General features: G+C 63.3%; 25 protein-coding genes. 15 read left to right on the top strand and 10 right to left on the bottom strand.

What is annotated here, in order from left to right:
* Positions 1 to 86 precede the first annotated feature (86 nt).
* From ampE to HW090_RS08945, 3 genes are all read right to left on the bottom strand, one after another.
* The gene (ampE, locus tag HW090_RS08935) at positions 87 to 923 is read right to left on the bottom strand and encodes a regulatory signaling modulator protein AmpE (RefSeq protein WP_179113190.1); all 837 of its coding nucleotides are present in this window, start codon (positions 921 to 923) and stop codon (positions 87 to 89) included.
* Complete coding sequence (gene ampD / locus HW090_RS08940; RefSeq protein WP_179113191.1) at positions 923 to 1,504, bottom strand: 1,6-anhydro-N-acetylmuramyl-L-alanine amidase AmpD; 582 nt, start codon at positions 1,502 to 1,504, stop codon at positions 923 to 925. The genes ampE and ampD overlap by 1 nt, the downstream gene beginning before the upstream one ends.
* 99 nt (positions 1,505 to 1,603) lie before the next feature.
* Positions 1,604 to 3,214, bottom strand: coding sequence for an FMN-binding glutamate synthase family protein (locus HW090_RS08945; protein ID WP_179113192.1), 1,611 nt, complete (start codon positions 3,212 to 3,214; stop codon positions 1,604 to 1,606).
* A 330-nt stretch (positions 3,215 to 3,544) separates the two neighbouring features.
* Between HW090_RS08945 and zapE the strand changes: the two genes are divergently transcribed.
* Both zapE and HW090_RS08955 read left to right on the top strand, forming a co-directional pair.
* Positions 3,545 to 4,702 (top strand): cell division protein ZapE, encoded by a 1,158-nt coding sequence (gene zapE, locus HW090_RS08950; protein WP_179113193.1) that lies wholly within the window; start codon positions 3,545 to 3,547, stop codon positions 4,700 to 4,702.
* Positions 4,699 to 5,463: an SDR family oxidoreductase gene (locus tag HW090_RS08955; RefSeq protein ID WP_179113194.1), complete on the top strand. Its 765-nt coding sequence runs from the start codon at positions 4,699 to 4,701 to the stop codon at positions 5,461 to 5,463. The genes zapE and HW090_RS08955 overlap by 4 nt, the downstream gene beginning before the upstream one ends.
* 34 nt (positions 5,464 to 5,497) lie before the next feature.
* Here HW090_RS08955 and HW090_RS08960 read toward each other — a convergent pair whose 3' ends face one another.
* Positions 5,498 to 5,776 carry a polyhydroxyalkanoic acid system family protein gene (locus HW090_RS08960; RefSeq protein ID WP_179113195.1) on the bottom strand — a complete coding sequence of 93 codons (279 nt, stop codon included), beginning with the start codon at positions 5,774 to 5,776 and terminating at the stop codon, positions 5,498 to 5,500.
* A gap of 108 nt (positions 5,777 to 5,884) precedes the next feature.
* Here HW090_RS08960 and HW090_RS08965 point away from each other — a divergent pair, with 108 nt between their 5' ends.
* From HW090_RS08965 to HW090_RS09010, 10 genes are all read left to right on the top strand, one after another.
* Positions 5,885 to 6,814 carry a LysR substrate-binding domain-containing protein gene (locus HW090_RS08965; protein WP_179113196.1) on the top strand — a complete coding sequence of 310 codons (930 nt, stop codon included), beginning with the start codon at positions 5,885 to 5,887 and terminating at the stop codon, positions 6,812 to 6,814.
* 315 nt (positions 6,815 to 7,129) lie between these two features.
* Positions 7,130 to 8,539 (top strand): short-chain fatty acid transporter, encoded by a 1,410-nt coding sequence (locus HW090_RS08970; protein ID WP_179113197.1) that lies wholly within the window; start codon positions 7,130 to 7,132, stop codon positions 8,537 to 8,539.
* Between the two features lie 9 nt (positions 8,540 to 8,548).
* Positions 8,549 to 9,835, top strand: coding sequence for an amidase (locus tag HW090_RS08975; protein ID WP_179113198.1), 1,287 nt, complete (start codon positions 8,549 to 8,551; stop codon positions 9,833 to 9,835).
* A 215-nt stretch (positions 9,836 to 10,050) separates the two neighbouring features.
* A complete protein-coding gene (dctP, locus tag HW090_RS08980; RefSeq protein ID WP_179113199.1) occupies positions 10,051 to 11,043 on the top strand; it encodes a TRAP transporter substrate-binding protein DctP in 993 nt (330 codons plus the stop codon).
* Positions 11,044 to 11,127: 84 nt separating this feature from the next.
* Positions 11,128 to 11,625: a TRAP transporter small permease subunit gene (locus HW090_RS08985; protein ID WP_179113200.1), complete on the top strand. Its 498-nt coding sequence runs from the start codon at positions 11,128 to 11,130 to the stop codon at positions 11,623 to 11,625.
* An 8-nt stretch (positions 11,626 to 11,633) separates the two neighbouring features.
* Complete coding sequence (locus tag HW090_RS08990) at positions 11,634 to 12,938, top strand: TRAP transporter large permease (RefSeq protein WP_256930636.1); 1,305 nt, start codon at positions 11,634 to 11,636, stop codon at positions 12,936 to 12,938.
* A gap of 200 nt (positions 12,939 to 13,138) precedes the next feature.
* Positions 13,139 to 13,396, top strand: a complete 258-nt coding sequence (locus HW090_RS08995) for a DUF2789 domain-containing protein (protein ID WP_179113202.1) — start codon at positions 13,139 to 13,141, stop codon at positions 13,394 to 13,396.
* Between the two features lie 179 nt (positions 13,397 to 13,575).
* Positions 13,576 to 14,094 carry a sigma-70 family RNA polymerase sigma factor gene (locus HW090_RS09000; RefSeq protein WP_179113203.1) on the top strand — a complete coding sequence of 173 codons (519 nt, stop codon included), beginning with the start codon at positions 13,576 to 13,578 and terminating at the stop codon, positions 14,092 to 14,094.
* Positions 14,094 to 15,020 (top strand): FecR domain-containing protein, encoded by a 927-nt coding sequence (locus HW090_RS09005; protein WP_179113204.1) that lies wholly within the window; start codon positions 14,094 to 14,096, stop codon positions 15,018 to 15,020. Before HW090_RS09000 ends, HW090_RS09005 begins: the two co-directional genes overlap by 1 nt.
* A gap of 104 nt (positions 15,021 to 15,124) precedes the next feature.
* Positions 15,125 to 17,521 (top strand): TonB-dependent receptor, encoded by a 2,397-nt coding sequence (locus HW090_RS09010; protein WP_179113205.1) that lies wholly within the window; start codon positions 15,125 to 15,127, stop codon positions 17,519 to 17,521.
* A 42-nt stretch (positions 17,522 to 17,563) separates the two neighbouring features.
* On the opposite strand, the gene HW090_RS09015 is transcribed toward HW090_RS09010, so the two are convergent.
* From HW090_RS09015 to serA, 3 genes are all read right to left on the bottom strand, one after another.
* On the bottom strand, positions 17,564 to 17,917 hold the full coding sequence (locus tag HW090_RS09015) for a DUF5064 family protein (protein ID WP_179113206.1): 354 nt from the start codon (positions 17,915 to 17,917) through the stop codon (positions 17,564 to 17,566).
* An 87-nt stretch (positions 17,918 to 18,004) separates the two neighbouring features.
* Positions 18,005 to 18,445: a YqaA family protein gene (locus HW090_RS09020; protein WP_179113207.1), complete on the bottom strand. Its 441-nt coding sequence runs from the start codon at positions 18,443 to 18,445 to the stop codon at positions 18,005 to 18,007.
* Between the two features lie 118 nt (positions 18,446 to 18,563).
* Complete coding sequence (gene serA / locus HW090_RS09025) at positions 18,564 to 19,793, bottom strand: phosphoglycerate dehydrogenase (protein ID WP_179113208.1); 1,230 nt, start codon at positions 19,791 to 19,793, stop codon at positions 18,564 to 18,566.
* A 193-nt stretch (positions 19,794 to 19,986) separates the two neighbouring features.
* On the opposite strand from serA, the gene HW090_RS09030 reads away from it, so the two are divergent.
* The 3 genes from HW090_RS09030 to HW090_RS09040 all read left to right on the top strand — a co-directional run bounded on the left by HW090_RS09030 (position 19,987) and on the right by HW090_RS09040 (position 23,184).
* On the top strand, positions 19,987 to 21,381 hold the full coding sequence (locus tag HW090_RS09030; RefSeq protein WP_179113209.1) for an FAD-binding oxidoreductase: 1,395 nt from the start codon (positions 19,987 to 19,989) through the stop codon (positions 21,379 to 21,381).
* Between the two features lie 26 nt (positions 21,382 to 21,407).
* A complete protein-coding gene (locus tag HW090_RS09035; RefSeq protein WP_179113210.1) occupies positions 21,408 to 22,073 on the top strand; it encodes a fumarylacetoacetate hydrolase family protein in 666 nt (221 codons plus the stop codon).
* A gap of 160 nt (positions 22,074 to 22,233) precedes the next feature.
* On the top strand, positions 22,234 to 23,184 hold the full coding sequence (locus tag HW090_RS09040; protein WP_179113211.1) for an SdiA-regulated domain-containing protein: 951 nt from the start codon (positions 22,234 to 22,236) through the stop codon (positions 23,182 to 23,184).
* Positions 23,185 to 23,187: 3 nt separating this feature from the next.
* Here HW090_RS09040 and HW090_RS09045 read toward each other — a convergent pair whose 3' ends face one another.
* The 3 genes from HW090_RS09045 to lgt form a co-directional block, all read right to left on the bottom strand.
* Entirely contained in the window at positions 23,188 to 23,961 is a 774-nt protein-coding gene (locus HW090_RS09045) for a ParA family protein (RefSeq protein ID WP_179113212.1), read from the bottom strand.
* A 128-nt stretch (positions 23,962 to 24,089) separates the two neighbouring features.
* Positions 24,090 to 24,884, bottom strand: coding sequence for a thymidylate synthase (locus tag HW090_RS09050; protein WP_179113213.1), 795 nt, complete (start codon positions 24,882 to 24,884; stop codon positions 24,090 to 24,092).
* Positions 24,881 to 25,684, bottom strand: coding sequence for a prolipoprotein diacylglyceryl transferase (lgt, locus tag HW090_RS09055; protein ID WP_179113214.1), 804 nt, complete (start codon positions 25,682 to 25,684; stop codon positions 24,881 to 24,883). Before lgt ends, HW090_RS09050 begins: the two co-directional genes overlap by 4 nt.
* Between the last annotated feature and the right edge of the window lie 153 nt (positions 25,685 to 25,837).

Consider the following 25,837-nt stretch of genomic DNA (forward strand, 5'->3'; position numbering starts at 1 on the left):
AAGCGGAGTTTACGAGTTGTAAATGAGCATTCCGAGCCTGTTTTTAACGCAGCAGGACCGACGCGTAGCAGATCGTGAACAGGTTCTCAGCCCCAGATCGTCCAGACCGCGATGGCGGCGTACCAGAGCAACCGGCTGCGCACCAGCAGTTCGGCCAGCGTATCCAGGCGGGCGTTGCCGGCTTCGTCATCGCGTGCTTCGGGCAGATCGGCGGCCTTCGGCGCGACCTCGGCCAGCAGTTGCCGCGCCGGTGTGTCCCAACCCAGGATTTCGTGCAGGCTGGCGCGGCTGACTTCGACGAAGTTGCCGACCAGCGCGAAACTCGCCAGCAAAGCCCTGACCGCCAACCAGTCGAAAGCATGCAGTATGCGTTCGGCCCGCTCGCGCCAGGGCGCCTGTTGCGAATGCTCGACCAGCAGCACCAGCAAGCGATAGACCAGCGCGGCAACCGGCCCCAGCAGCAGGTACCAGAAGAGCACCGCGAAAAAGCCCTGGTAGCCCTTCCACAACAGGTAGCCCTGTACAGCCTCCAGCAGTCGGGCCGGTGTTTCCCCGCTCACCCCCAGGTCACGCTCGGCGACCAGCGCCGCGGCCTCCTGATCGCCGCGCCGCCAGGCATCGCGGAACGGCCCCAGCTCTCGCTTGGCATGCCCTCGGCCCATGGCATAGAGCAGCACCAACACATGCAACGGCAGACTCAGCCAGCCATAGGCCAGTGGTGCCAGCGCCAGTAACAAGCCACCCAGCAACAGGCCTGGCACCCCCACCAGCAAAAGCAGCGCCAGCCAGGGCGATGCCGCCAGACGCGGATTGGCCTCGATACGCCGCAGGGCACCGAGCCAGGGACCGTCCTGTTGAATACGCTCGCGCCAGCCGGTGAGCTTCTCGATCAACAGGGCCAGCATCACTACCAGAAAACTCATCATGTCCTCCCTTTGCCATGATCATCGTTACGCCGGGCAATCCCGGCCCGCTCCAGGCGCGACCAGTCGAAGGCCGGCCCAGGGTCGGTCTTGCGCCCCGGTGCGATATCGCTATGCCCACAGACCCGTTCGGGCGTGATGGCAGGGAACTGCACCTGCAACGCCTTCGCCAGCTCGATCAGCACGTCATATTGCGCCTCGCTGAACGGCGCCTCATCGGTCCCCTCCAGCTCGATGCCGATGGAGAAGTCGTTGCACGCCTCCCGCCCATCGAAGCTCGACACACCAGCATGCCAGGCCCGCTCCAGACAGGAGACGAACTGGGTGACGACACCATCACGCTCGATGAGGAAATGTGCCGACACGCGCAGTTCCTTGATCGTTTCATAGAACGGATGCTCGTCCGGCGACAGGCGATTGCTGAAGAACGCCTGCACCTTGCCGGTACCAAAGCAGCCCGGCGGCAGGCTGATATTGTGGATCACCAACAGGGAAACCTCCCCCGCCGGGCGCTGGTTGAAATTGGGCGATGGGCAATGACAGACCCCATGAAACCATCCGGTCGTGGCATCCAGATGCATGCAGCAGATCCTTTTCACGGCGCCTGGCAGGCGCCTCGGTCCCGAGAGTCTACATGGACTGCCCGGCTGTGCCGAACCCGCCTGAAGCCGCGCCAGGCATCAGGCCGGCGCCGGCTCGAAGCCTTCGGCGCGGGCCATGCGCCACATGCGTTCGTAGAACTCGCCCTCGATCCGGCCGCTCAGCAGCTCTCCCGGTTCGAGGAAGACGTGCTGCTGCGAGAACAGCTTGATCTCGTTGGCCGACAGGCGCTGCACCAGGTGCCGGGCATCGATCTGCGACGGGTGCTGCAGACCGGCGGCGGCAAGCATCTCGGCCAGTGCCTTGAGGGTGTTGCGGTGGAAGTTGTAGACCCGCTGCGCCTTGTCCTCGACCACCAGGGCGCGCTGGCGCAACGGGTCCTGGGTGGCGACACCGGTCGGGCATTTGTTGGTGTGGCACGACTGCGACTGGATGCAGCCGATGGCAAACATGAAGCCCCGCGCGGAGTTGGCCCAGTCGGCACCGATGGCCAGCACGCAGGCGATGTCGAAGGCGCTGATGATCTTGCCGCTGGCGCCCAGCTTGATCTTGTCCCGCAGGTTGATGCCCACCAGGGTGTTGTGCACGAACAGCAGGCCCTCGCGCAACGGCACACCGAGGTGGTCGGTGAACTCCTGAGGCGCGGCGCCGGTGCCGCCCTCCTTGCCGTCGATGACGATGAAGTCGGGCAGGATGCCGGTCTTCAGCATGGCCTTGGCCACCCCCATGAACTCCCAGGGGTGCCCGAGGCAGAGCTTGAAGCCGACCGGTTTGCCACCGGACAGCGCACGCAGGCGCTCGATGAACTGCAACAGCTCTATGGGCGTGGAGAAGGCGCTGTGGCTGGCGGGCGAGACGCAATCCTCGTCCATGCTGACGCCACGGGTCTGGGCGATTTCCGCCGTGATCTTGTGCTTCGGCAGGATGCCACCGTGGCCCGGCTTGGCACCCTGGCTCAGCTTGATTTCGATCATCTTCACCTGGGGCTGGCGGGCCTGGGCGGCGAAGCGCTCCGGATCGAAACGGCCATCGGCGGTGCGGCAACCGAAGTAGCCGCTGCCCAGTTCCCAGACCAGGTCGCCGCCCGCCTCACGGTGATAGGCGCTGATGCTGCCCTCGCCGGTGTCATGGTAGAAGTTGCCCAGCCTGGCGCCCTGGTTGAGGGAGCGGATGGCATTGGCACTGAGCGAACCGAAGCTCATGGCGGAGACATTGAACAACGAAGCGGAATACGGCTGGCTGCACTGCGGCCCGCCGATCTCTACGCGAAAGCCGGCAGGGTCGGCCACCGGCGCCGGGCACATGGAATGGCTGATGAATTCGAACCCGCTGAGGTACACGTCGCTCAGGGTGCCGAAGGGTTTGTCGGCGCCTTCGTTCTTGGCCCTGGCGTAGACCAGCGAGCGCTGGGCGCGGGAGAATGGCAGGCGGTCGTCGTCGCCTTCGATCAGGTATTGGCGGATTTCCGGGCGGATGCTCTCGAACAGGTAGCGGATATTGCCCAGGATCGGGTAATTGCGCCGCACTGCGCGCCGGGTCTGCAACAGGTCGATGACACCGACCAGGCTGAGCAGCCCGGTCAACGCGGTGGCGGGCCAGAACCAGCCCTGATCTAAGAACGCCAGACTGGCCAGCGTGAAGAGCACGCAGAACGCGAAAAAGGCATAACGGTTGAGCAGCGACAGGTTCATGCGATCCTCGTCCTGAAGTTGAGCCTAGGGTCTGTTGACGTTTCGACGCGACCGCGCCGATGCCAGTTTTTACACGAGGCAAGGCGCGAGATGCGAAGTTTGGTGGGCCAAATGAGCCATCGAGTAACGCAGCCTCGTGTAAAAACTGGCTCGGCCCTCCGGGTTGTGCGAGAAATGGCCCCCGCTGTCGTTGCAGGACTTGACAAGGGAGTGACCATTGCCTGCGTCCTGCGCCTAACCGGGGGCCATTTCTCGCAACAACGCGGCTTGCGTCGAAACGTCAACAGACCCTGACACCACTCTAGCAGCCCAAGGTGGCAATACAGCCAAATGAGAACGAACATCGGCCTGCCACCCCTGGCGGCCTACCGAACTGCCATCGAGCAGGACGACTTCCATCCGGACGAAGCCCAGCATCAGGCCGCCCAGGCTTTGCAGGCGTGCCATGACGCACTGCATGACACGCCGCCACGGGCGACAACAGGCGTCTACCTGTGGGGGCCGGTCGGGCGTGGCAAGACCTGGCTGATGGACAGCTTCCAGCGCAGCCTGCTGGTGCCTTCGCGGCGCCAGCACTTTCACCATTTCATGCACTGGGTGCATCGCCGCCTGTTCCAGCTCACCGGCACCGCCGACCCGCTGCTGGCGCTGGCCCGGGAACTGGCCGAGGAGACCCGGGTACTCTGCTTCGACGAACTGTTCGTCAGCGACATCGGCGATGCCATGCTGCTCGGGCGACTGCTACAGGCCATGTTCGAACAGGGCGTGGTGCTGGTCGCGACGTCCAACCAACCGCCCCGGCAGCTCTACGCCGAGGGCTACAACAGGGAGCGTTTCCTGCCGGCGGTGGACGCACTGGAGCGCTTCACCCAGGTGGTCACGGTCGATGGCGGCCAGGACCACCGCCTGCACCCGGGCCGTGCGCACCAGCGCTTCTGGACACGGCAAGCAGGCCAGCCCAGCGCACTCGGCGAAGTCTTCGCCCAGTTGAATGACCAGCAGCCCGGTAGCGACGCGGCATTGCCGCTGGGCCATCGCCAACTCTCGGTGGTGAGGCGCGGGGAGAACGTCCTCTGGTGCCGCTACACCGAGCTGTGCGAGCAGCCCTTTTCCGCGATGGACTATATCGCCCTGTGTGACCGTTTCCCGGCCATCCTGCTGGGGGAAATACCTGCATTGGGCAGCCCGCAACGCGAAGGGCGCATTGCCCGTGGCACCGAGGACGGCGTCGAGCGCGTGGCCGCCGGCGACCGCCAGTTGCCGGCGCTGTCGGTCAACGACAACGGTGTGCGGCGCTTCATCGCCCTGGTCGACGAATGCTACGACCGGCAGGTCCCACTCTATCTGGAAGCACAGGTTCCGCTCACAGAACTCTACCGCGAGGGTTACCTGGAGTTCCCGTTCCGGCGTACCCTGAGCCGCCTGCAGGAAATGCAGCTGCAACGCTTCGGCTCCGTTTCACCGTTACCGACATCGAGGGAAACATGAACAGCAAGATTGCCTTCATCACCGGCGCCACCTCCGGCTTTGGCCAGGCCAGCGCCCGGCGCTTCGCCCAGGCGGGCTGGTCGCTGGTACTCAGCGGCCGCCGCGAAGACCGTCTGCAGGCACTCAAGCAAGAGTTGCAGGCACGGGTGCCGGTGCATATCGCCACCCTCGATGTGCGCGATGCCGAAGCGGTCAAGGCGATGGTCGCCGCCCTGCCGGAAGGCTTTCGCGGCATCGACTGCCTGGTCAATAACGCCGGCCTGGCACTGGCACCGGAGCCGGCCCAGCAGGTCGACCTGAACGACTGGCACACCATGATCGACACCAACATCAAGGGCCTGGTGAACGTCACTCACACTTTGCTGCCGTCCCTGATCAAACGTGGCGAGGGCACCAGCATCATCAACATCGGCTCCATTGCCGGGCAATGGCCCTATCGCGGCAGCCACGTGTATGGCGCCAGCAAGGCCTTCGTCAAACAGTTCAGCTACAACCTGCGCTGCGACCTGGCCGGCACTGGCGTGCGCGTCACCGACATCGCCCCCGGCATGGCGGAAACCGAGTTCACGCTGGTGCGCACCAAGGGCGACCAGAGCGCCTCGGACGCGCTTTACCAGGGCACCATCCCACTGAGCGCGGAAGATATTGCCGAGCAGATCTTCTACGTCGCCACGCTGCCGGCGCACATCAACATCAACCGCCTGGAAGTGATGCCGACGCGCCAGAGCTGGGCTGGCTTCGCCGTCGAACGCGACCAGTGACCTAGAGGCTGTTGACGTTTCGGCGCACGAGACCCTACGCCTGCAACACCTTGTCCAGGGCCTTCTCGATCTGGCCCTGGATGCTTCCACCCATCGCCGACAGCATCAAACCCAGGTTGAGTTGCACACGGACGTTACCCTCGCCGACCTCGATACACCCATCGGCCCCGCTGCGGCGGACTTCCAGCACATCGCCCCGCCACTGGTAATCCACGCCGTATTCGGCACGCAGGCGTTCGGCCAGTTGCTGTGCCTTGTCCCGTGCTGCATCGCGCCCCAGGGCATGGCTGCGTTCGACGACGATCCTGGCCATTTCGGCTCTCCCGGCAAGAAAAAGGCGCGCACTATAACAAGGTCTCATGCACGCGTGCGGTGTCGACAGGCTTTGCTATAGTCGGGCGCCTTGCCGATGAGGTACGCCATGCTGATCGACGACGAGCTGACCCTGAAGAAACTGGAAATATTCCTCGCCTTCATGCGCACCGGCAACCTGGCGCGGGCGGCCAGCGAGCTGGAAACCAGCAATGTCAGCGTGCACCGCGCCATCCATTCGCTGGAAAGCGCACTGCGCTGCCCGCTGTTCAAGCACGAGGGGCGCAACCTGATTCCGCTGGAGAGCGCCCTCGTACTGGAGGAGCGCGCACAGAAACTGGTACGCGACGTGCTCGAAAGCGTGCGCCTGACCCGCGAAGCCGCAGGCTTCTCCGCCGAACGCTTCAAACTCGGCGCGCTCTACTCGCTGACCGTGCGCACCGTTCCGCAGTTGATCATGGGCCTCAAGCTGCGCCGCAGCGAGCTGAATATCGACCTGACCCTGGGCTCCAACGTCGACCTGTTCTATCGCCTGAAAAACATGGAGCTGGACGCCATCCTGATTTCCCTGGACGACAACATCAACGACAGCGACTGCGAGCACCTGCCGCTGTTCTCCGATGACATGTTCCTCGCCGTGCCGGTCGATTCGCCCTTCAGCGGCGAGCAGGAAGTGGACCTGGCCGAGCTGTGCGACTCGACTTTCATCACCCTCGGCCAGGGCTTCGCGACCCACCGCGACAGCCAAAGGGTGTTCCAGCAGGCCGGTTTCGAACCGAAGGTGGCGATGCAGGTGAACGATATCTTCACCCTGCTGAGCATGGTCAGCTCGGGAGTCGGCTATGCCTTGCTGCCGGGGCGTATCGCGGCGGTCTACGAGAACCGTATCCGGCTGATTCCCCTGCAGGCCCGCTACCGCCTGCAACAGCAGATCGGTGTGATCTTCCTCAAGGCCAAGGAGCGTGATCCCAACCTGCTGGCGCTGGTGGCCGAGTGCCGGATGTACCAGTCCGCGCATCGCAGCAGCAAACCGGCCTGATCGCCGTCTGTCGGAGGCACAGGGAGCCGCCTCCAGCCCTTGAATGCATGCACTCCCACCCATCGTTAACTTTAACGTAACTAAGCCATCGCAGCCTTTATTGATCCCACTCGACCACAATCTCTACCTTGAGAATCAGCAACAAGAATAAAAACAACCTCAAGGACACACCGCCATGTATCAAGCAGCAATGGATACTCGTGCGCACTCCAGCGCGACCCCTCAATCGCTCGGCTCCCATCGAACGCCCCCCAGCCTGCGGCTCCACGCCGACGACCAGGCAGATAACCATCTCAAGGGAGGCAAAAGAACATCATGAGCAACGTCGATATCGCCCAAAGTGCGCACAAGCCGAACCTACTGACCCGCTTCACCAATATCTGCGTACGCTACGTAGAACGGTTTATGCCGGATCCTTACCTGTTCGCGATCATCCTGACGATTGCCGTCGTGGGCATGATCACGCTCTTTGTCGACGGAGCGACTCCAGGCGGAATGGTTGATGCCTGGTACAAAGGGGTCTGGGGACCCAAGAGCATCTTTACCTTCGCCCTGCAAATGATCCTGATCCTGGTGACGGGCTATACCCTGGCCGAAGCGCCACCGCTAAAGCGCGCCATCATCCGGCTGGCCTCCTATCCACGTACCCAGGTGGAAGGCGCATTGCTGTGCTTCTCCATCGGCGCCTTCTTCTGCCTGCTCAACTGGGGCCTGGGCCTGGTCGCTGGCGCACTGGTCGCCCGGCAGGTCGCCAAGCGTCTGCCCAATGTCCACTTCGGCTACCTCATCGCCTCCGGCTACATGGGCTACCTGCTCTGGACCCAGGGTCTTTCCAGCTCCATCGCCCTGGCCAACACCGACCCGAACAGCCCGATCAACGTCATTTACCAACTGACCGGCATGACCGTTCCCTTCAGCCTCACGATCTTCCAGCCTTATAGCTGGATCCCGGTCGTGGCACTGATCTTCATCCTCGGCATCACCATCTGGCGCATGGAGCCACAACATTCGCTCGCACCCGATCCTGCGGTGTTCGCCGATATCGAGAAGGACTTGCCGAAGACCGAGCCCAAGACATTCGCCGAGAAGCTCGAAAACCTCTGGATCCTGAACGTGCTGTTCTTCGCGGCCGGTATCTATTACTTCGTCCGTAGCGATTTCACGCTGAACATCTCTTCGATGATCATGCTGTTCACCGTGACGGGGGCCCTGCTGCACTGGACGCCGATCCGTTTCATCAAAGCCTTCGTCGAGTCGGCCAAGACCGCCGGCCCGCTGATCCTGCAATACCCGCTGTACGGCGGCATCATGGGGCTGCTCGCTTACCTGCCCATGGAAGGCGGCCAGGCGCTGGAAGAAATCCTGTCCTCCGCACTGGTGACCGGCGCCAACGAGTACACGCTGCCGTTCCTCACCTTCCTCGCCTCCATCGTGATTTCGCTCTTCGTACCCTCGGGCGGCGGACACTGGGGTGTACAAGGTCCCATCGCCGTGCAGTCCGCCCTGGCGATCGGCCAGACCAGCGATGCCTACATGGGCCTGATGTCGATGGCCGTCGCATTCGGCGAGGCCGTGGCCAACATGATCCAACCCTTCTGGCTGCTGCCTGTGCTCGCCATCGCGCGGCTCAACGTGCGCCAGGTCATGGGATTCACCGTGGTGGCTTTCCTGATCGGCACAGCCGTGCTGAGCATCGCCATCCTGATCGCCCCCTTCACTATCTGAGGTCACACCATGTCAGCCTCTACGAACACATCGCCCGATACCCGCTCCAGCCAACAGGCCGTCGAAGCATGCATCGAGCGGTTCCACCAGACCGAAGAGCGCATCCAGGCCTTCCAGTGGTTCGATGAAGAGCGTGCCCGCGAGGAGGCACGCTTCCAGGACCAGCGCACCGACGCCGCGCCGCTGGCCGGACTGGTCATAGGCATCAAGGACCTGATCGATACCGCCGATGCACCCGCGACCTACGGCTCGCCGATCTACGCGAACCACCGCCCGGCCAAGGATGCGCTCATCGTGAGCCGTCTGCGGCAGGCCGGGGCCGTGCCCTTCGGCAAGACCGTGACGACCGAGTTCGCCCTGTTCAACCCGCCCAAGACCCGCAATCCGTGGAAGCTGGATCGCACACCGGGCGGCTCATCGTCCGGTTCGGCCGCCGCCGTGGCCGCTGGCGTGGTGCCGGTCGCCCTGGGCACGCAGACTGCCGGCTCGGTCATTCGCCCGGCCGCGTTCTGTGGAATCTTCGGCTTCAAGCCCAGCTTCGATGCCCTGCCGGCGGATGGCGTCAAGACGATCAGCCCGTCCCTCGACACCGTGGGCCTGATGGCCCGCCGCATCGAAGACATCCAGACCGTTTTCGATGCGGTAAGAAGCGAGCGCCCAGCCCACCCGACAGCGCTTCCGGTGAGCCTGAACATCGCCTTCATGCGCACCCCATGGTGGTCGGACATCACCCCGGACATCCGTGCGCACGTCGAGGCCGCCGCACAGCGTCTGGCTGCCGAGAGCACGTCGTTCGGGGTCCACGAATCGCCGTACAACACCCTGTTCGGCGAGTTGACCACCGCCCAGCAGGCGCTCATGGGAGGCGAAGTACTGGCCAACCTGGCCCGTGAACGCCGTGACCATGCGGCGGACATCTCGCAGGTCCTGAGCCGCTACCTGGACCAGGTGGCCCAGGCAGACCCTCGTAATGAAGCGGCCGCACGGACTACCATCGAGCGCGTCAAGAACGATCCAGATCTGATTTTCGGTGATGCGCACCTCATCCTGAGCCCTTCGACACTGACCGAAGCGCCCACCCGAGAGTCGACCGGCGACCCCTTGCTGTGCCGCGCATGGACAGCCCTCGGCATCCCGAGCATCAACCTGCCCATCGGCTTCGGCCAGGACGGGCTACCCATTGGCCTGCAGTTGGCCGCACGCCCAGGACACGACGACCTGCTGCTGGCCGCTGCCTCACGTATCGCGCAACACCTCGGCATCACTACCGCACCGACGCCCGAACTCAAGCCTTGAGGCAGTGACCGGCGTTCCACACCCACCAGAGAGAGGAAACGACAACATGGCCCGCGCTTGAGCGGGCCAGCGATGAACCAGGAACAGTGGCCAACGTGAGACTCAGCCCGGCCGCTCTTGCTCGTGCAATAACAAGAAATACCCGGTGACCCGTTAATAAAAACAACTATGAACCGCCTGGCGCGGTTCTGATGTGTCTACCCAGGAGAATGCCCATGCACCCTCTGCTCCGTTACTCCGCAGCAGCCATGCTGCTTGCCGCCAGCGCCACCACGCTCGCCCAGACCACCCTGCGCGTTTCGCACCAGTTCCCCGGTAATTCCGGCGACCCCCGTGATGAAATGGTGCAGATCATTGCCCGCGAAGTGGAAGAGGCCAACGTCGGCCTGAAACTGCAGATATTCCCCGCGTCCTCGCTGTACAAGGCCAACGAGCAGTGGGGCGCGATGACGCGCGGCCAGCTCGACATGACCGCCCTGCCGCTGGACTACGCCTCGGGCCGCGTACCGCAGTTCTCCGCCACCCTGATGCCGGGCCTGGTGCACAACTACGAGCACGCCCAGCGCCTCAACCAGTCCGACTTCATCAAGGAAATCCACGCCATTGCCGAAAAGAATGGCGCGATCATCCTGGCCGACGCCTGGCTGGCCGGTGGCTTCGCCTCAAAGAGCAGTTGCATCACTGACCCTGAAACCATCAAGGGCCAGGTGATCCGCGCCGCCGGTCCGGCCTTCGAGCAGATGCTGGCCAGCGCCGGCGCGTCGATCTCCTCGATGCCGTCCTCGGAAATCTACACCGGGATGCAGACGGGCGTACTGGACGCCGCCAACACCTCCAACGACAGCTTCGTGTCCTACCGCCTGTACGAGCAGGTCAAGTGCATGACCGCCCCGGGAGATAACGCCCTGTGGTTCATGTACGAGCCGGTGCTGATCTCCAAGAAATCCTTCGAACGCCTCAACGAGGCACAGCAGGAGGCCCTGCTGCGTGGTGCCCGCAAGGCCGAGGCTTATTTCGCCGAAGAGGGTCCCAAAGGCGAGCAGCGCATGAAGGATATTTTCACCAAGGCTGGCGTTGAGGTGGTCACGCTGAGCAAGGAGCAGCATGACGCCTGGATGGAGATCGCCCGCAACTCCGCCTACAAGGTGTTCTCCGAACGTGTCAAAGGTGGCAAGGAACTGCTGGACAAGGCCCTCGCGGTTCAATGATTGCCAGGGCGGGGCCGCCTCCACACCGGTCCTGCCCGCTCCCTATAGCACCCCCACAGGGTGACAAGGTTTCAAGGAGTTCCTATGTCCAGACGCTTCATTCTCGCCATCGAGACGCTCTCTCGCGTGGGTGGCGTCAGCGCGGTCATCCTGCTGATCACGGCAATGGCCGTCATGTGCCAGATGATCTTCATGCGCTATGTCTTCAAGGCCCCCACCATCTGGCAGACAGAGGTGGTGGTGTTCGCGGCCACTGCGGCGATCTTCATCGGCGCACCGTATGTGCTGATGAAAAAAGGCCATGTGGGTGTCGATGTGCTGGAGCTGATGCTTTCCAGCAATAGCCGCCGCTGGCTGAAGCTGGTCGGTTCACTGCTGGGAATACTGTTCTGCGTGCTGATGAGCATCAGCAGTCTCATCTACGTCCATGAGGCCTGGGAAGGTGGCTGGACCACTCCGACCATCGCCGCGATTCCACTGTGGATACCGGCTGCTCCCATGGCGGCGGGTTTCTGCCTGCTGTGCCTGCAGTACCTGGTGGAAATCCTCAAGCTGATCAAAACAAGAGGAGAAGCACTATGAGCCCAACCATGGCTGGCATATTGCTGATCACCGCCCTGCTTCTGTTCCTCGGTACAGGCATGCCTATCGCCTTCGCCCTCGGCCTCGCGGCCATGGGCGGCCTATTCCTGGCGATGGGCTTCGACGTCATCGGCATCGTCGCCGAGACCATGTTCGCCGGTATCGGCAACCTGGCTTTCGTTTCCATCCCGATGTTCGTGCTGATGGGCGCCTTCGTCGCCGGCACACCGGCCGGGGCCGACCTCTATCGCGCCCTCGACCGCTGGATGTACAAAATCCCCGGTGGCCTGGTGCTGTCCAACATCGGCGCCTGCGCGGTGTTCTCCGGCATGACCGGCTCCAGCCCGGCGACCTGTGCCGCCATCGGCAAGATGGGTATCCCGGAGATGATCAACCGTGGCTACCCGGCCTCGGTGGCCACCGGCTCAATCGCCGCTGGCGGCACCCTGGGCATCCTGCTGCCGCCATCGGTGACCATGATTGTCTACGGTATCGCCACCGAGACCTCCATCGGCCGCCTGTTCCTGGCCGGTGTAATGCCCGGTCTGATGCTGACCGTCATGTTCATGTGCTGGGCGGTGATCGACGCCAAGCGCAAGGGCTTCAAGTTCAGCGGCACCGGCGTCTACTACAGCCTGCGGGACAAGCTGTCGGTACTGCCCAAAGTGCTGCCACTGATCCTGATCATCATCGCCATTCTCTATGTGCTCTATGGCGGCGTCGCCACGCCGTCGGAAGCAGCCGGCGCGGGTGCCATGATGACGCTGGTGGTGGTGGTGCTGGTCTACCGCCTGTTCAAGGTGCGCAGCCTGAGCGGCATCTTCGGTGCAGGCATGCGTGAAAGCATCATGATCATGATGATCATGGCCTCGGCGGAGCTCTTCGCCTTCGCCCTGTCCTCGCTGTACATCACCCAGTCGGTGGCCGAGGTGATCGCCAGCCTGGAAGTGAACCGCTGGGTACTGATGGGCCTGATCAACGTGTTCCTGCTGGTCGCCGGGCTGTTCCTGCCGCCGGTCGCCGTGATCGTGATGACCGCACCGCTGCTGTTCCCCATCGTCACCCAGGCCGGCTTCGACCCCTACTGGTTCGCGGTGATCCTGACCATCAACATGGAGATCGGCCTGATCACGCCGCCGGTGGGCCTGAACCTGTTCGTCATCAACGGTATCGCACCGAACATCCCGACCCGGGAAATCCTCTGGGGCGCACTGCCGTACGTCCTGGTGATGGCACTGGCGATCTTCATCATGTGCCTGTTCCCGGATATCGCCACCTTCCTGCCGGAATATGTGATGGGCCCGGCCATCTAGCACGTTGTCATCTGCCTTTTGGGGTGGCCTCCAGCCGGAGTCCACCCTTTTTTTTTCGACCGCCTTTCGGGTCGTCGCGGTTGTGATGCACCAAAGGACTCCGCGTGGCTGGAAGGCCCGTGGAAAGGTGAAGGATGGAACCTATTGTGGTATTGAATGGACCATCCATGGAGTATTCGAACACCGACCGGAGGTAACCCATGAGCAACGCCATCCCGCGCATGACCAATCTGTTCCTGCAACTCGGCCTGGAGGCCGACGAGGCGGCCATTGCGCAATTCATCAAGACCCACCAGCTGTCCACGGACATCAGCATTACCGAGGCCCCCTACTGGAACGATGCCCAGCGCCAGTTCCTCGGCGAGCAGATCAAGAGCGATGCCGCCTGGGCGATCGTCGTGGATCAACTGAACGAGTCCCTGCACGAAGACGCGGTCAAGGCACAGAGCGGCCTCTGATCGCCCACACCTCCCTATCCGGACGCAGAGCGGGCTTGCCAATGAACGCCCCGGCAGAGCCTTCACGGCCAAGGCCGCTCCTGCGACGACCGCCTGCTCCGGCGGATGCCTTGAAAACCGTCCTCGCCACAACATAGACTGAGAGACATTCGCATCACTGGCCAGCGCCGGAGCAAGACGTGCATACCGCCCATCCGACTGAAAAGCCAGCACCCGACAGCGTGGACAAACTCTACAGCGAGCACCATCCCTGGCTGAAAGGCTGGTTGCGGCGACGCCTGAACGACTCCGAAGATGCCGCCGACCTGGCCCAGGACACCTTCCTGCGCGTATTGTCCTCCCGCAGCGGCGAAGCCCTGCGCGAACCGCGCCATTACCTGGCGACCATCGCCCGGGGCCTGGTCATCGATCATTACCGCCGCCGCCATCTGCAACAGGCTTACCTGGAAGCCCTGGCCAGCCACCCGGAACACCATGCCATCTCGGCCGAAGAGCGTGTCGTGCTGCTCGACACCCTGGTCGCCATCGACCATATGCTAGACGGGCTGGGGGCACGCACCCGTGGCATCTTCCTTGCCGTGCAACTGGAAGGCCTGAGCTACGAGCGCACGGCCGAACGCCTGGGGGTTTCGGTCAGCACAGTGCGCAAGCACCTGGCCCGCGCCCTGATGCATTGCCTGCTGCTGGACGACGCCTGATGCGCAACGCGCTGGGGCAGGCGGTCGAATGGCACGTGCGCCTGCATGACAGTCAGGCCGATGCCACCGACCAGGCCGCCTGGCAAACCTGGCTGGAAGCCGACCCACGCCACGCCGAAGCCTGGCAACGCCTGGAGCGCCTGCAACGGCGCATGCACGGCGTGCCTGCCGAGCTGGCCCTGCCCGCCCTCGAACAGGCCGGGCAACGGCGGCGCAGCCTGCTCAAGGGGCTGGCGCTGTTCGCCGGGCTCGGCACCCTTGGCTGGCAGGGTTACCGCCTGTCGCCGCTGAGCGTCGACCATTCCACCGCCGTCGGTCAGCGCCTGAGCCTGACCCTCGCCGACGGCAGCCGGCTCGAACTCAACACCGAGACCCGAGTGAATATCCGCTTCGACGCGGGCCAGCGCCTGGTGCATCTGCTCGCCGGGGAAATCTTCGTCGAAACCGCTCACGACCCGCGCCCCTTCAAGGTCCAGACCGCACAAGGCGAGACACTGGCGCTCGGCACCCGTTTCAGCGTGCGCCAGCAGGATGGACTGACCCGGGTCGCGGTCGAGCAGCACGCCGTCGAGGTACGGCCAAGGCTGGCACCCGGGCAGGTACAGCGGCTGGAAGCGGGCCAGCAGATGACCTTCAGCGCTGAACGCCTCGGCACCTTGCAGGCTGCTCCCGACGATGCCTCGGCCTGGACCCGTGGCCTGCTGGTGGTGATCGACTGGCGCCTGGGGGATTTCATCGAGGAACTGTCGCGCTACCGCCCAGGCTATCTCGGCTGTGCCGAAGCAGTCGCCGGGCTGCGGGTTTCCGGGGCCTTCCTGCTCGACGACAGCGATGCCGTGCTGGCCAATCTGCAAGCTTCGCTGCCGGTCGAGGTGCGGCGCTTCTCGCGCTATTGGGCGCGGATCGAGGCGTTGCCGGGCGGCTGAAAATTTTTCTGCTCCAGGGGTAACAGATTTCAATTCTCGTTCGGCTCTCCATGGGTCCACGGCCTGAGCGCCACCCAGACTCATCTCCGAAGGAGCCCCATTCCATGATGCAAACCACCCCTCTGCTTCGCGCCATCCGCCTGGCCGCACTGGCCCTGAGCCTGGGCGGGCCGGCACTGCTGGGCGCCCTGCCGGCCCAGGCCCAGAGCGAAACCAGCCACTACGACATTCCGGCCGGCCCACTGGGCACCGTGCTCAGCCAGTTCGCCGCCGCCAGCGGGGTGATGCTTACCTTCGGCTCCGAACAGACCGGCAACCAGCAGTCCAACGGACTGCATGGCAACTACAGCCTGGAGCAGGGGTTCGCCCATCTCCTGCAAGGCAGCGACCTGCAGGTGCAGAAGACCGGGGAACGCCGCTACGTACTGGTGACGCCCGGCAGCGGTTCGCTGGACCTGGGCACGACCAGCATCACCGGCCTCGCGCCCAATGCCTCCGCCCTGGTCGACGAACTGCCGGGTGGCTTGCAGGCACGTGGCGGCCGGGCCGGCCTGCTGGGCAACAAGGACACCATGGACCTGCCGTTCAGCATCTCCAGCTACACCGAGCGCTTCCTGAAGAACCAGCGCGCAGTCACCGTCGCCGACGCGCTGGCTTATGACGCCTCGGTGTCGATCAGCCAGACCGGCGGCATGGTCGACTCCTACGCGGTGCGCGGCTTCCCCTATGCCGAGGGCAATGTCGGGGAAATGACCTTCGACGGCGTCTATGGCGTGGCGCCCAACTACCGTGTCTTCACCCAGTACGCCGAGCGCATCGAAGTGTTCAAGGGCGCCAGCGGCCTGCTCTACGGCATGTCCCCCGACAGCGGCGTGGGCGGCGTGATCAACATCGTGCCCAAACGTGCGCCCGATGCCGGCCTGCTGGAGCTGACCGGCAGCTACAGCGGCGAATCCTCGGTGGGCGGGCACATCGACGTCGGCCAGCGCTTCGGTGCCGACAAGCGCTTCGGCATCCGCGTGAACGCGGCCCATGAACAGGGCGACACCGGCATCGACAACCAGCACCGCGAACTGTCGGTCGGCTCCCTGGCGCTCGACTACCGTGGCGAACGCCTGACGGCGACACTGGATGCCATCGTGCAGAACGAGAAATGGGACGCGCCCTCGCGGGTCTACAGCCTGGCCAGCGGCCTCAAGGTGCCGGGCGCGCCTGACGGGGAAACCAACCCGACGCAGAAGTGGGGCTGGTCGGAGATGGACGACCGCTCGCTGCTGCTGGGCATGGAATACCAGTTGCACGATGATTTCGAAGTCTTCGCCAACGTCGGCAACGGCTTCTCCCGTGTGGACCGTTCCTACGACCAGTTGCTGTCGATCACCAACGCCGCCGGAGACATCAGCTCGACCCAGCGCGACGCCCGCTTCGAGGTCGAACGCGATACCGCCAGCCTGGGCTTTCGCACCCGCTTCGACACTGCGGCGATCAAGCACGAACTCTCGGTGCAGGCCAGCCAGTTCCAGGTCACCAACTACCTGAGCCTGAACAATGGCGTCACCCTGCAGAGCAATATCTACGACCCGGTCTACTACCCGGAACAAACGCCCGCCTCGGCCGGCTCCGCACCACGGGTCTCGGAGACCGAACTGTCCGGCGTCGCCCTGGCCGACACCCTGTCCGTCCTCGACGAGCGGGTACAACTGATACTCGGTCTGCGCCAGCAACGCGTCACTTCGGACAACTGGGACCGCGTGACCCGGGTGCGCGGCACGCCCTACAGCGACCGGGCGCTGACGCCCTCGGCCGGCCTGATCTTCCGCCCAACGCCCAACACCATGCTCTATGCCAGCTACATCGAAGGCCTGAGCAAAGGTGACGTGGCCCCTTCCACGGCAAGCAACGCGGGCGAGACCCTGGCACCCTACGAGTCCGAGCAGTACGAGGTCGGTTTCAAGGTCGACTACCGCAACCTGAACGCCAGCATCAGCGCCTTCCAGATCACCAAGCCCAGCGGCCAGCTCGACGGTACGGTCTACCGCGCCGGCGCCGAACAGCGCAATCGCGGTATCGAGCTGAACGTGCAAGGCGAGGCCAGCGCCGGACTGCGGCTGTTGAGTGGCGTGACACTGCTGGATGCCGAACTGACCAGAACCGGCAATACGGCCAACGAAGGCAACCAGGCCGTCGGCGCGCCGAGGCTGCAGGCCAAGCTCGGCGTGGAATGGGATACGCCCTGGCTGGCCGGCTTCACCCCGACCGCAGGCATCATCCATGTCGGCAAGCAGTACATCGACCAGGCGAACTCGGCCCACCTGCCAGCCTGGACCCGCTTCGACTTCGGCGCCCGCTACGTCACGGACATCGGCGACCAGCAGGTGACCTTCCGCGCCAACCTGCAGAACGCGTTCAATCGCAACTACTGGTCCGGCGTCTCCCAATGGAGCGCCTTCTCCCTCGGTGCGCCACGGACGCTCAGCCTGTCCACCAGCATCGCATTCTGAGGATCATGCAGGGTGTGCCTCGCGCACCCTGCATGACGTATCTCAGAGGTATTGCAGACGGATCGGCTCGCCCGGCTGCGCATTCAGCTTCTGCCGGAGGTCGGCGAACATCAGGTCGTACTGGCGGTGCGAACGGACCGGGTGCACCGCCGAGTGCGGCAGGCCGTGCTTGATGGCGATGCGCGTGGCGTTGCTGGCGAAGTTGTAGGCCAGGTCGCGCGGCAACTCGAAGGTCTCCTGGAAACGCTTGCCGGCGATTTCCCCAGACATATCGAAATGCACGACGGTTTCACCGTGCGCGTCCCGACGAACCTCATACGCCAACGCGAGATCGTAAGCGACCTCGCCTGGCAGCAATGGCAGGTACTGGAGGGTGAGTTGGCCTGGGGTAAACATGCAGATCTCCTTGCCCCGCTGGAAACGATCAGAGCGGGCTATCTTAAGAATCCTGCATGATAGCGTTTTGCTCCAGGACAAGAACTGTCACATTCCCCAGCCTTGCCAACCCAGGGTCGCCGCCACCAGCACCAGGTAACGCAGCCCCTTGGCCAGGGTGACCAGCAGCAGGAAGCTCCACCAGGGCTCGCGCAGCACACCCGCCACCAGCGTCAGGGGATCGCCGATCACCGGCATCCAGCTCAGCAGCAGGGACCAGCGCCCGTAACGCCGATAGGCCCGCCGCGCACGTTCCAGTTGCTGCTCGCTGGCGGGAAACCAGCGCCGCTGCCGCCAGCGCTCGACCGACCGCCCCAACGCCCAGTTGACACACGAGCCCAGCACATTGCCCAGGGTGGCCACGGCCAGCAGCGTCCATGGCGAGAAATTCCCGCCCAACAGCAGCGCGACCAGCACGGTCTCCGACTGCAACGGCAGCAGGGTCGCGGCAATGAAGGCGGAAAGGAACAGTCCCAGCAGCGCGCTCATGGTGTCGTGCCCTCGCTCATGGGCAAAGATACAGGCCGGAGCCCGCGCGACCTGGCCCTCGACCAGAAACGACGAAGGGAGGCCGAAGCCTCCCTTGCGTCATGGCGCGGACGGTCGATCAGAACAGTACGCGGCTACGGATGGTGCCGTTGACCTGCTGCAGTTTCTCCAGGGCCAGATCGGAGTAGGCGGCATCGACATCGATCACCACATAGCCGACCGACTCGCTGGTCTGCAGGAACTGCCCGGAAATGTTGATGCCGTTATCCGCGAAGACCTTGTTGATCTCGCTCATCACACCCGGGATGTTGCGGTGGATATGCAGCAGGCGGTGCTTGCCCTGGTGCGACGGCAAGGCCACTTCAGGGAAATTGACCGAGGAAACCGAAGTGCCGTTGTCGCTGTACTTGACCAGTTTCTCGGCCACTTCCAGGCCGATGTTGGCCTGAGCTTCGGCGGTCGAACCACCGATGTGCGGCGTCAGGATCACACGATCCAGGCCTCGCAGCGGGCTGACGAACTCTTCGTCATTGGACTTCGGCTCGACCGGGAAGACATCGATGGCGGCGCCGATCAGGCGCTCTTCCTTGATCGCATCGGCCAGGTGATCCAGTTCGACCACAGTGCCGCGCGCGGCGTTGATCAGGATGCCACCCTGCTTCATGGCACGGATTTCCTTTTCGCCGATCATCCACTGGGTGGATGGCAGCTCCGGCACATGCAGGGAAACGATGTCGCACAGGCCCAGCAACTCGTGCAGGCTACCGATCTGCTGCGCATTGCCCAGCGGCAGTTTGGTGACGACGTCATAGAAGAACACCTGCATCCCCAGCGCTTCGGCCAGCACCGACAACTGGGTGCCGATGGAGCCGTAGCCGACGATCCCCAGCTTCTTGCCACGGATCTCGAACGAGTTGGCCGCCGACTTGATCCAGCCACCGCGATGGCAGGAAGCATTCTTCTCCGGAATGCCGCGCAGCAGCAGGATGGCCTCGGCCAGCACCAGTTCCGCCACCGAGCGGGTATTGGAATAAGGTGCATTGAACACGGCGATCCCACGCTCGCGGGCGGCGCTCAGGTTGACCTGGTTGGTACCGATGCAGAAGCAGCCAACAGCGACCAGCTTCTTGGCACACTCGAAGACTTCCTCGGTCAGTTGGGTGCGCGAGCGAATACCGATGAAGTGCGCATCGGCGATCTTTTCCTTGAGCTCATCGCCGGAGAGGGCGGTCTTGAGGTACTCGATATTGCTGTAGCCAGCAGCCTTCAGCGTGTCCAGGGCATTCTGGTGGACACCTTCGAGAAGAAGGAATTTGATCTTGCTCTTGTCGAGAGAAGTCTTGCTCATCTGCATGAAACCTTTGGGCCGAAGAAACAGAAGTGTTCAGCGAAGGCTGGCCGGACCGAATGCATACGGTGTCGGGAAGTCTGCCGGGCACGTGTCAAGAGGGCGCGTATGCTAGCATACGCGCCCCCGAAACGCCCCATCCCCGAGCTGAAGCCTGCTCAGGGTGACAATGAATTTCATGAGAGTTCCGCCGATGACCGATGCTGCCCTGATCGATGAGCTGAGAACCCTGGTCGACCCAGGCAAGGTGCTGACAGATGCCGCCGACCTGGAAACCTATGGCAAGGACTGGACCAAGCATTTCGCACCTGCTCCCAGCGCCATCGTGTTCCCGCGCACCATCGAGCAGGTACAGGCCATCGTCCGCTGGGCCAACGCACACAAGGTCGCACTGGTGCCCTCGGGCGGCCGGACCGGTCTGTCGGCGGCGGCCGTGGCGGCCAACGGCGAGGTCGTGGTGTCCTTCGACTACATGAACCGGATTCTCGACTTCAACCCCTACGACCGCACCGTGGTCTGCCAGCCGGGCGTGGTAACCGCGCAGCTGCAGCACTACGCCGAGGAACAGGGGCTGTATTACCCGGTGGACTTCGCGTCTGCGGGCTCCAGCCAGATTGGCGGGAACATCGGCACCAATGCCGGCGGAATCAAGGTCATTCGCTACGGCATGACCCGTAACTGGGTCGCCGGCCTGAAAGTCGTCACCGGCAAGGGCGACGTACTGGAGCTGAACAAGGACCTGATCAAGAACGCCACCGGCTACGACCTGCGCCAGCTCTTCATCGGTGCCGAAGGCACCCTGGGCTTCGTGGTCGAGGCCACCATGCGCCTGGAGCGCCAGCCGAAGAACCTGACCGCAATGGTGCTCGGCACCGCCGACTTCGAGTCGATCATGCCGGTGCTGCACGCTTTCCAGGGCAAGCTGGACCTGACCGCCTTCGAGTTCTTCTCCGACAAGGCGCTGGCCAAGGTCCTGGCGCGCGGCGACGTACCGGCGCCGTTCGAAAGCGAATGCCCCTTCTATGCCCTGCTGGAGTTCGAAGCCACCAGCGAGGAAATCGCGGAAAACGCCCTCGCACTGTTCGAGCATTGCGTGGAGCAGGGTTGGGTGCTCGACGGCGTGATGAGCCAGAGCGAGCAACAATTGCAGAACCTGTGGAAGCTGCGCGAGTACATCTCCGAGACCATCTCGCACTGGACGCCCTACAAGAACGACATCTCGGTCACAGTCTCGAAAGTCCCGGCCTTCCTGAGCGATATCGACGCCATCGTCGAGGAAAACTACCCTGATCTGGAAGTGGTCTGGTTCGGTCACATCGGCGACGGCAACCTGCACCTGAACATCCTCAAGCCCGATGACCTGGACAAGGACACCTTCTTCGCCCGTTGCGCCAAGGTCAACAAATGGGTCTTCGAGACCGTGCAGAAGTACAACGGCTCGATTTCCGCCGAGCACGGCGTCGGCATGACCAAGCGCGACTACCTGGGCTACAGCCGCTCCGAAGCCGAGATCGCCTACATGAAGGCGATCAAGACCACCTTCGACCCGAACGGCATCATGAACCCCGGCAAGATATTTGCCGTATAAGAAACCGCCACCGTGGAGATCCGCAGATGAGCTACCAGCACCAGTACGTCGATGGCACACCGATCCACTACCCTCTGGGCAAGGTGGTCTGCGTGGGCCGCAACTACGCCGAGCATGCCAAGGAGTTGAACAACCCGGTTCCGAGCGAACCCCTGCTGTTCATCAAGCCAGGCAGTTGCACCGTGGGCAGCGAAGGCGGCTTCGCCATTCCGCAGGATCGCGGCACCGTCCACTACGAAGCGGAAATCGCCGTATTGATCGGCAAGCCGTTGTCGCACAAACCCTCTGCCGAAGAAGTGCTGGATGCCATTTCCGGCTTCGCCCCCTCCCTCGACCTGACCCTGCGCGACGTCCAGGCCAACCTGAAGGAAAAGGGCTATCCCTGGGAGCTGGCGAAATCCTTCGACGGCGCCTATGTGCTGGCACCTTTCGTCTCTGGCGACGCCATCGACGATCTGAACGACATCGGCATCCGTCTGAGCATCAACGGCGAAGTGCGCCAGGACGGCAACAGCCGCGACATGCTCAACCCGATCCTCGCACTGGTCCAGCACATCGCCGGCCATTTCAGCCTGCAACCGGGTGACGTGATCTCCACCGGCACACCCGCTGGCGTCGGCCCACTGCAATCCGGCGATCATATCGTGCTGGAACTGGTCGGCCACTCGCGCGTGGAAACCCAGGCTCGCTGACAGCAATGGCCTGGGGCGGCCTGGCAGAGCACATTGCAGCCAGGCCGCCCCAGGCAGCACGCCTTTCTCCGGTGAACCAAGTCGATAACGAAATCCATTAAGACTGGGTTCATCTTCCCGTACTATGCTGGCCGCCTATCTGTACGGGAGTGCCTGGAACATGCGTTTTACCGTTGTACGTGTGGGCTTGCTGGCCGTGGTCACTGCCCTGGCGACCGCCGGGATCTACATGGGGCAGCAGCACCGCGCCTTCGAACGCGTGTGGCTGGGCGCACGCCAGAGCATCGCGCCGCTGGCGGAAGACTCCATCCGTCTGGCGGACTATCGGGTGGTCATCGAAGGCCACCACCTGGAAGGCATCGACCAGGTCTCGGCGCTGACCTTCGACCCGGACCGCAACAGCCTGTTCACCGTCACCAACCGCAATCCCGAACTGATCGAGCTCTCGCTGTACGGAGACGTGCTGCGGCGCATTCCCCTGGACGGCCTGGAAGACCCCGAAGCGGTCGAGTACGTCGGGCCGAACCGCTATGTGATCGCCGATGAGCGTCGTCAGAAGCTGGTCAAGGTCACGCTTGAGGACGACACCCTGAAGCTGGATGTCTCCCGCCTGCCGATGCTCGACCTGAGCGACGGCAACGTCGGCAACAAAGGCTTCGAGGGACTGGCCTACGATATCGCCGGCAAGCGTCTGTTCGTCGGTCAGGAGCGCGACCCGATGCGCATCATCGAAGTGCAGGGGTACGCGGGCGGCCCCTTCCATGACGCGCTGAGCCTGGAGCTGGACGATATGCGCGACCGCCGCCTGCTGATGCGCGACCTTTCCAGCCTGCAGTTCATCGAACGCACCGGGCACCTGCTGGCCCTGTCGGACGAATCGCGGGTCTTGCTGGAACTGGACCGCCAGGGCAAGCCGCTCGGCACCCTGTCGCTGCTGATGGGCCAGCACGGCCTGAAAAACTCCATCCCCCAGGCGGAAGGGGTGGCCATGGGTAGCGATGGTGCAATCTATGTGGTCAGTGAACCCAATCTGTTCTACGTCTTCCGCAAGCCGGACGACAGCGTCGAAGCCGCCGCCTTGTCGCCAAGCGAAACCGCGAGCGAAAGCTGAACCTCAGGAAGCCTCTTCCAGCAGGTCGTGCAGCTCGACGAACTGCTGGGTCAGCTTGTGCTTCGGATCGAACACCACCAGCGGCATGCAGGCCTGGTGCGACTCACGCATGCGCACCGAACTCATGAGGTGCACCGGCAACACCGGCAGGCCCTCGGCCACCAGCTCGTCGATCATCTGCTGCGGCAACGCCGCACGCGGCTGGAACTGATTGACCACGATGCCTTCGACTTGAAGGTCTTCGTTGTGGTCTTCCTTGATCTCCTCGATCTCCTCCAGCAGCCCGTACAGTGCCTGCCGGGAGAAGGTGTCGCAGTCGAAGGGTATCAGGCAGCGATCCGCCGCGATCAAGGCGGAAACCGTGTAGAAATTCAGCGCTGGCGGCGTATCGATATAGATGCGCTCGTACTCCTCAGAGAGGCCTTCGAGCAGTTTGCGCAGCTTGTTGATCTTGTGTTTGGCCTCGAGCTTGGGCTGCAGGTCGGCCAATTCCGGCGAGGCGGTGATCAGGTGCAGGTTTTCGATGGCGGTTTCATGAATGGTCGGGCGCGCCTTCTTGGCCGCCGGACTGGAAGAGAGGATCAGCTTGAAGAAATCCGCGATCCCCACGGGAATATCGTTGCCCGTCAACCCGGTCAGGTAGTGCGTGGAGTTGGCTTGTGCATCCAGGTCCACCAGCAATGTGCGATAGCCCTGGGAGGCGCTGACAGCCGCCAGGTTGCAGGTAATGCTGGACTTGCCGACACCACCCTTCTGATTGAACACCACCCGGCGCATGCGACTTACTCCCGTAATATCCCGTCGTCCTATCCTACGCGAGAACTATGACACAACGATGACGGTGCGCGTGAGCGACCAAAGTACTGACCAGGCTGTACCTGGCCAGTACAGGCACAGGGTCAGTCTCAGACCGCGACAGGCGCCGGAATATGCGGGTGCGCCTGATAGTCGAGCAACTCGAAGTCCTCGAAACGAAAATCCAGCAACTCACCGACAGACGGGTTCAAGCGCATGCGCGGCAGCGGCAGCGGCTCGCGCGACAGCTGCAGGTCAGCCTGCTCCAGGTGGTTGGCATACAGATGACAATCGCCCCCGGTCCAGATGAACTCGCCCGGCTGCAACCCGCACACCTGCGCCACCATCATGGTCAGCAAGGCGTAGCTGGCGATGTTGAACGGCACGCCGAGGAAGATATCCGCCGAACGCTGGTAGAGCTGGCAACTGATGCGCCCGTCCGCCACATAGAACTGGAACAGCGCATGGCAGGGCGGCAGCGCCATCTGTTCGACCAGCGCCGGGTTCCAGGCCGAGACGATCAGACGGCGCGAATCCGGATTGCTGCGGATCATTTCGATCAGTTTACCGATCTGGTCGATGGACTCGCCGTTCGGCGCCGGCCAGCTACGCCACTGGTAACCGTAGACCGGCCCGAGGTCGCCGCTCTCATCGGCCCACTCGTCCCAGATCCGTACGCCATTGTCCTTCAGGTACTTGATATTGGTGTCGCCCTGCAGGAACCACAGCAGTTCGTGGATGATTGAGCGCAAGTGGCACTTCTTGGTCGTCACCAGGGGAAAACCGTCGGCCAGGTCGAAGCGCATCTGGTGGCCGAACACGCTGTAGGTGCCGGTGCCGGTGCGGTCGCTCTTGAAGGTGCCATGCTCGCGCACATGGCGCATCAGGTCGAGATACTGCTTCACCGTGCACCTCCCAGGGCCGCATCACGGCGATAGGCGTAGATCATCAACGCCAGCCCGCCCAGGATCATCGGCAGGCACAGCACTTGCCCCATGGTCAGCCAGTTCCAGGCCAGGTAGCCGAGCTGGGCATCCGGCACCCGCACGAACTCCACGATAAAGCGGAAAACCCCGTAGCAGACACCAAACAGGCCGGACACCGCCATCGTCGGACGCGGCTTGCGCGAGTAGAACCAGAGGATGGCGAACAGCGCGACGCCCTCCAGCGCGAACTGGTAGAGCTGCGAGGGATGGCGCGCCAACTGCTGCGGATCGGTCGGGAACACCATGGCCCAGGACACATCGCTGGCCTTGCCCCAGAGCTCGGCATTGATGAAGTTGCCGATACGCCCGGCACCCAGGCCAATGGGCACCAGCGGCGCGATGAAGTCCATCAGTTGGAAGAAACCCTTGCCGTTGCGTTTGGCGAAGATCCAGGTGCACAGCAGCACGCCCAGCAAACCGCCATGGAAGGACATGCCGCCCTTCCACACCTGCAGGATCAGGCTGGGGTCGTTCAGGTAGGCGCTCAGGTCGTAGAACAGTACATAGCCGAGACGCCCGCCGACGATCACGCCCATGGCGACCCAGAACACCAGATCGGAAAGCTTCTCCCGGCTCCAGCTCGGATCGAATGCCTGCAACCGCCGCGCAGCCAGGAACCAGGCGCCTCCGATGCCGACCAGGTACATCAGGCCATACCAGTGAATCTGCAGCGGTCCCAGGGACAGCGCGACTGGATCGATCTGCGGGTAAGGCAGCATTGAGTTCTCCTAGGCAAGCAAAACAAATGGCGACTGGCCAGCCACCATGGGGCGGCAGACGCAAGCGCACATGGTAACGAAAAGCACGCGGACGGGCCGTGAAAAGATAGTCAGATCGCATGCAACCTAGATAGGTGCATATTTCTACCCCCT

It is taken from the genome of Pseudomonas sp. ABC1 (assembly GCF_013395055.1).
Classification (GTDB): Bacteria; Pseudomonadota; Gammaproteobacteria; order Pseudomonadales; family Pseudomonadaceae; genus Stutzerimonas.

Bases quoted from the DNA above. Each gene is read 5' to 3' on its own strand.
- HW090_RS08995 (WP_179113202.1), top strand. From the start codon at position 13,139: ATGAGCAACGCCATCCCGCGCATGACCAATCTGTTCCTGCAACTCGGC.
- ampE (WP_179113190.1), bottom strand. From the start codon at position 923: ATGAGTTTTCTGGTAGTGATGCTGGCCCTGTTGATCGAGAAGCTCACC.
- HW090_RS08945 (WP_179113192.1), bottom strand. From the start codon at position 3,214: ATGAACCTGTCGCTGCTCAACCGTTATGCCTTTTTCGCGTTCTGCGTG.
- HW090_RS09045 (WP_179113212.1), bottom strand. From the start codon at position 23,961: ATGCGCCGGGTGGTGTTCAATCAGAAGGGTGGTGTCGGCAAGTCCAGC.
- HW090_RS08965 (WP_179113196.1), top strand. From the start codon at position 5,885: ATGCTGATCGACGACGAGCTGACCCTGAAGAAACTGGAAATATTCCTC.
- HW090_RS08985 (WP_179113200.1), top strand. From the start codon at position 11,128: ATGTCCAGACGCTTCATTCTCGCCATCGAGACGCTCTCTCGCGTGGGT.
- HW090_RS09040 (WP_179113211.1), top strand. From the start codon at position 22,234: ATGCGTTTTACCGTTGTACGTGTGGGCTTGCTGGCCGTGGTCACTGCC.
- HW090_RS08975 (WP_179113198.1), top strand. From the start codon at position 8,549: ATGTCAGCCTCTACGAACACATCGCCCGATACCCGCTCCAGCCAACAG.
- HW090_RS08960 (WP_179113195.1), bottom strand. From the start codon at position 5,776: ATGGCCAGGATCGTCGTCGAACGCAGCCATGCCCTGGGGCGCGATGCA.
- zapE (WP_179113193.1), top strand. From the start codon at position 3,545: ATGAGAACGAACATCGGCCTGCCACCCCTGGCGGCCTACCGAACTGCC.
- ampD (WP_179113191.1), bottom strand. From the start codon at position 1,504: ATGCATCTGGATGCCACGACCGGATGGTTTCATGGGGTCTGTCATTGC.
- HW090_RS09015 (WP_179113206.1), bottom strand. From the start codon at position 17,917: ATGTTTACCCCAGGCCAACTCACCCTCCAGTACCTGCCATTGCTGCCA.
- HW090_RS09020 (WP_179113207.1), bottom strand. From the start codon at position 18,445: ATGAGCGCGCTGCTGGGACTGTTCCTTTCCGCCTTCATTGCCGCGACC.
- HW090_RS08990 (WP_256930636.1), top strand. From the start codon at position 11,634: ATGGCTGGCATATTGCTGATCACCGCCCTGCTTCTGTTCCTCGGTACA.
- HW090_RS09035 (WP_179113210.1), top strand. From the start codon at position 21,408: ATGAGCTACCAGCACCAGTACGTCGATGGCACACCGATCCACTACCCT.
- serA (WP_179113208.1), bottom strand. From the start codon at position 19,793: ATGAGCAAGACTTCTCTCGACAAGAGCAAGATCAAATTCCTTCTTCTC.
- dctP (WP_179113199.1), top strand. From the start codon at position 10,051: ATGCACCCTCTGCTCCGTTACTCCGCAGCAGCCATGCTGCTTGCCGCC.
- HW090_RS08970 (WP_179113197.1), top strand. From the start codon at position 7,130: ATGAGCAACGTCGATATCGCCCAAAGTGCGCACAAGCCGAACCTACTG.
- HW090_RS08955 (WP_179113194.1), top strand. From the start codon at position 4,699: ATGAACAGCAAGATTGCCTTCATCACCGGCGCCACCTCCGGCTTTGGC.
- HW090_RS09010 (WP_179113205.1), top strand. From the start codon at position 15,125: ATGATGCAAACCACCCCTCTGCTTCGCGCCATCCGCCTGGCCGCACTG.
- HW090_RS09030 (WP_179113209.1), top strand. From the start codon at position 19,987: ATGACCGATGCTGCCCTGATCGATGAGCTGAGAACCCTGGTCGACCCA.
- lgt (WP_179113214.1), bottom strand. From the start codon at position 25,684: ATGCTGCCTTACCCGCAGATCGATCCAGTCGCGCTGTCCCTGGGACCG.
- HW090_RS09005 (WP_179113204.1), top strand. From the start codon at position 14,094: ATGCGCAACGCGCTGGGGCAGGCGGTCGAATGGCACGTGCGCCTGCAT.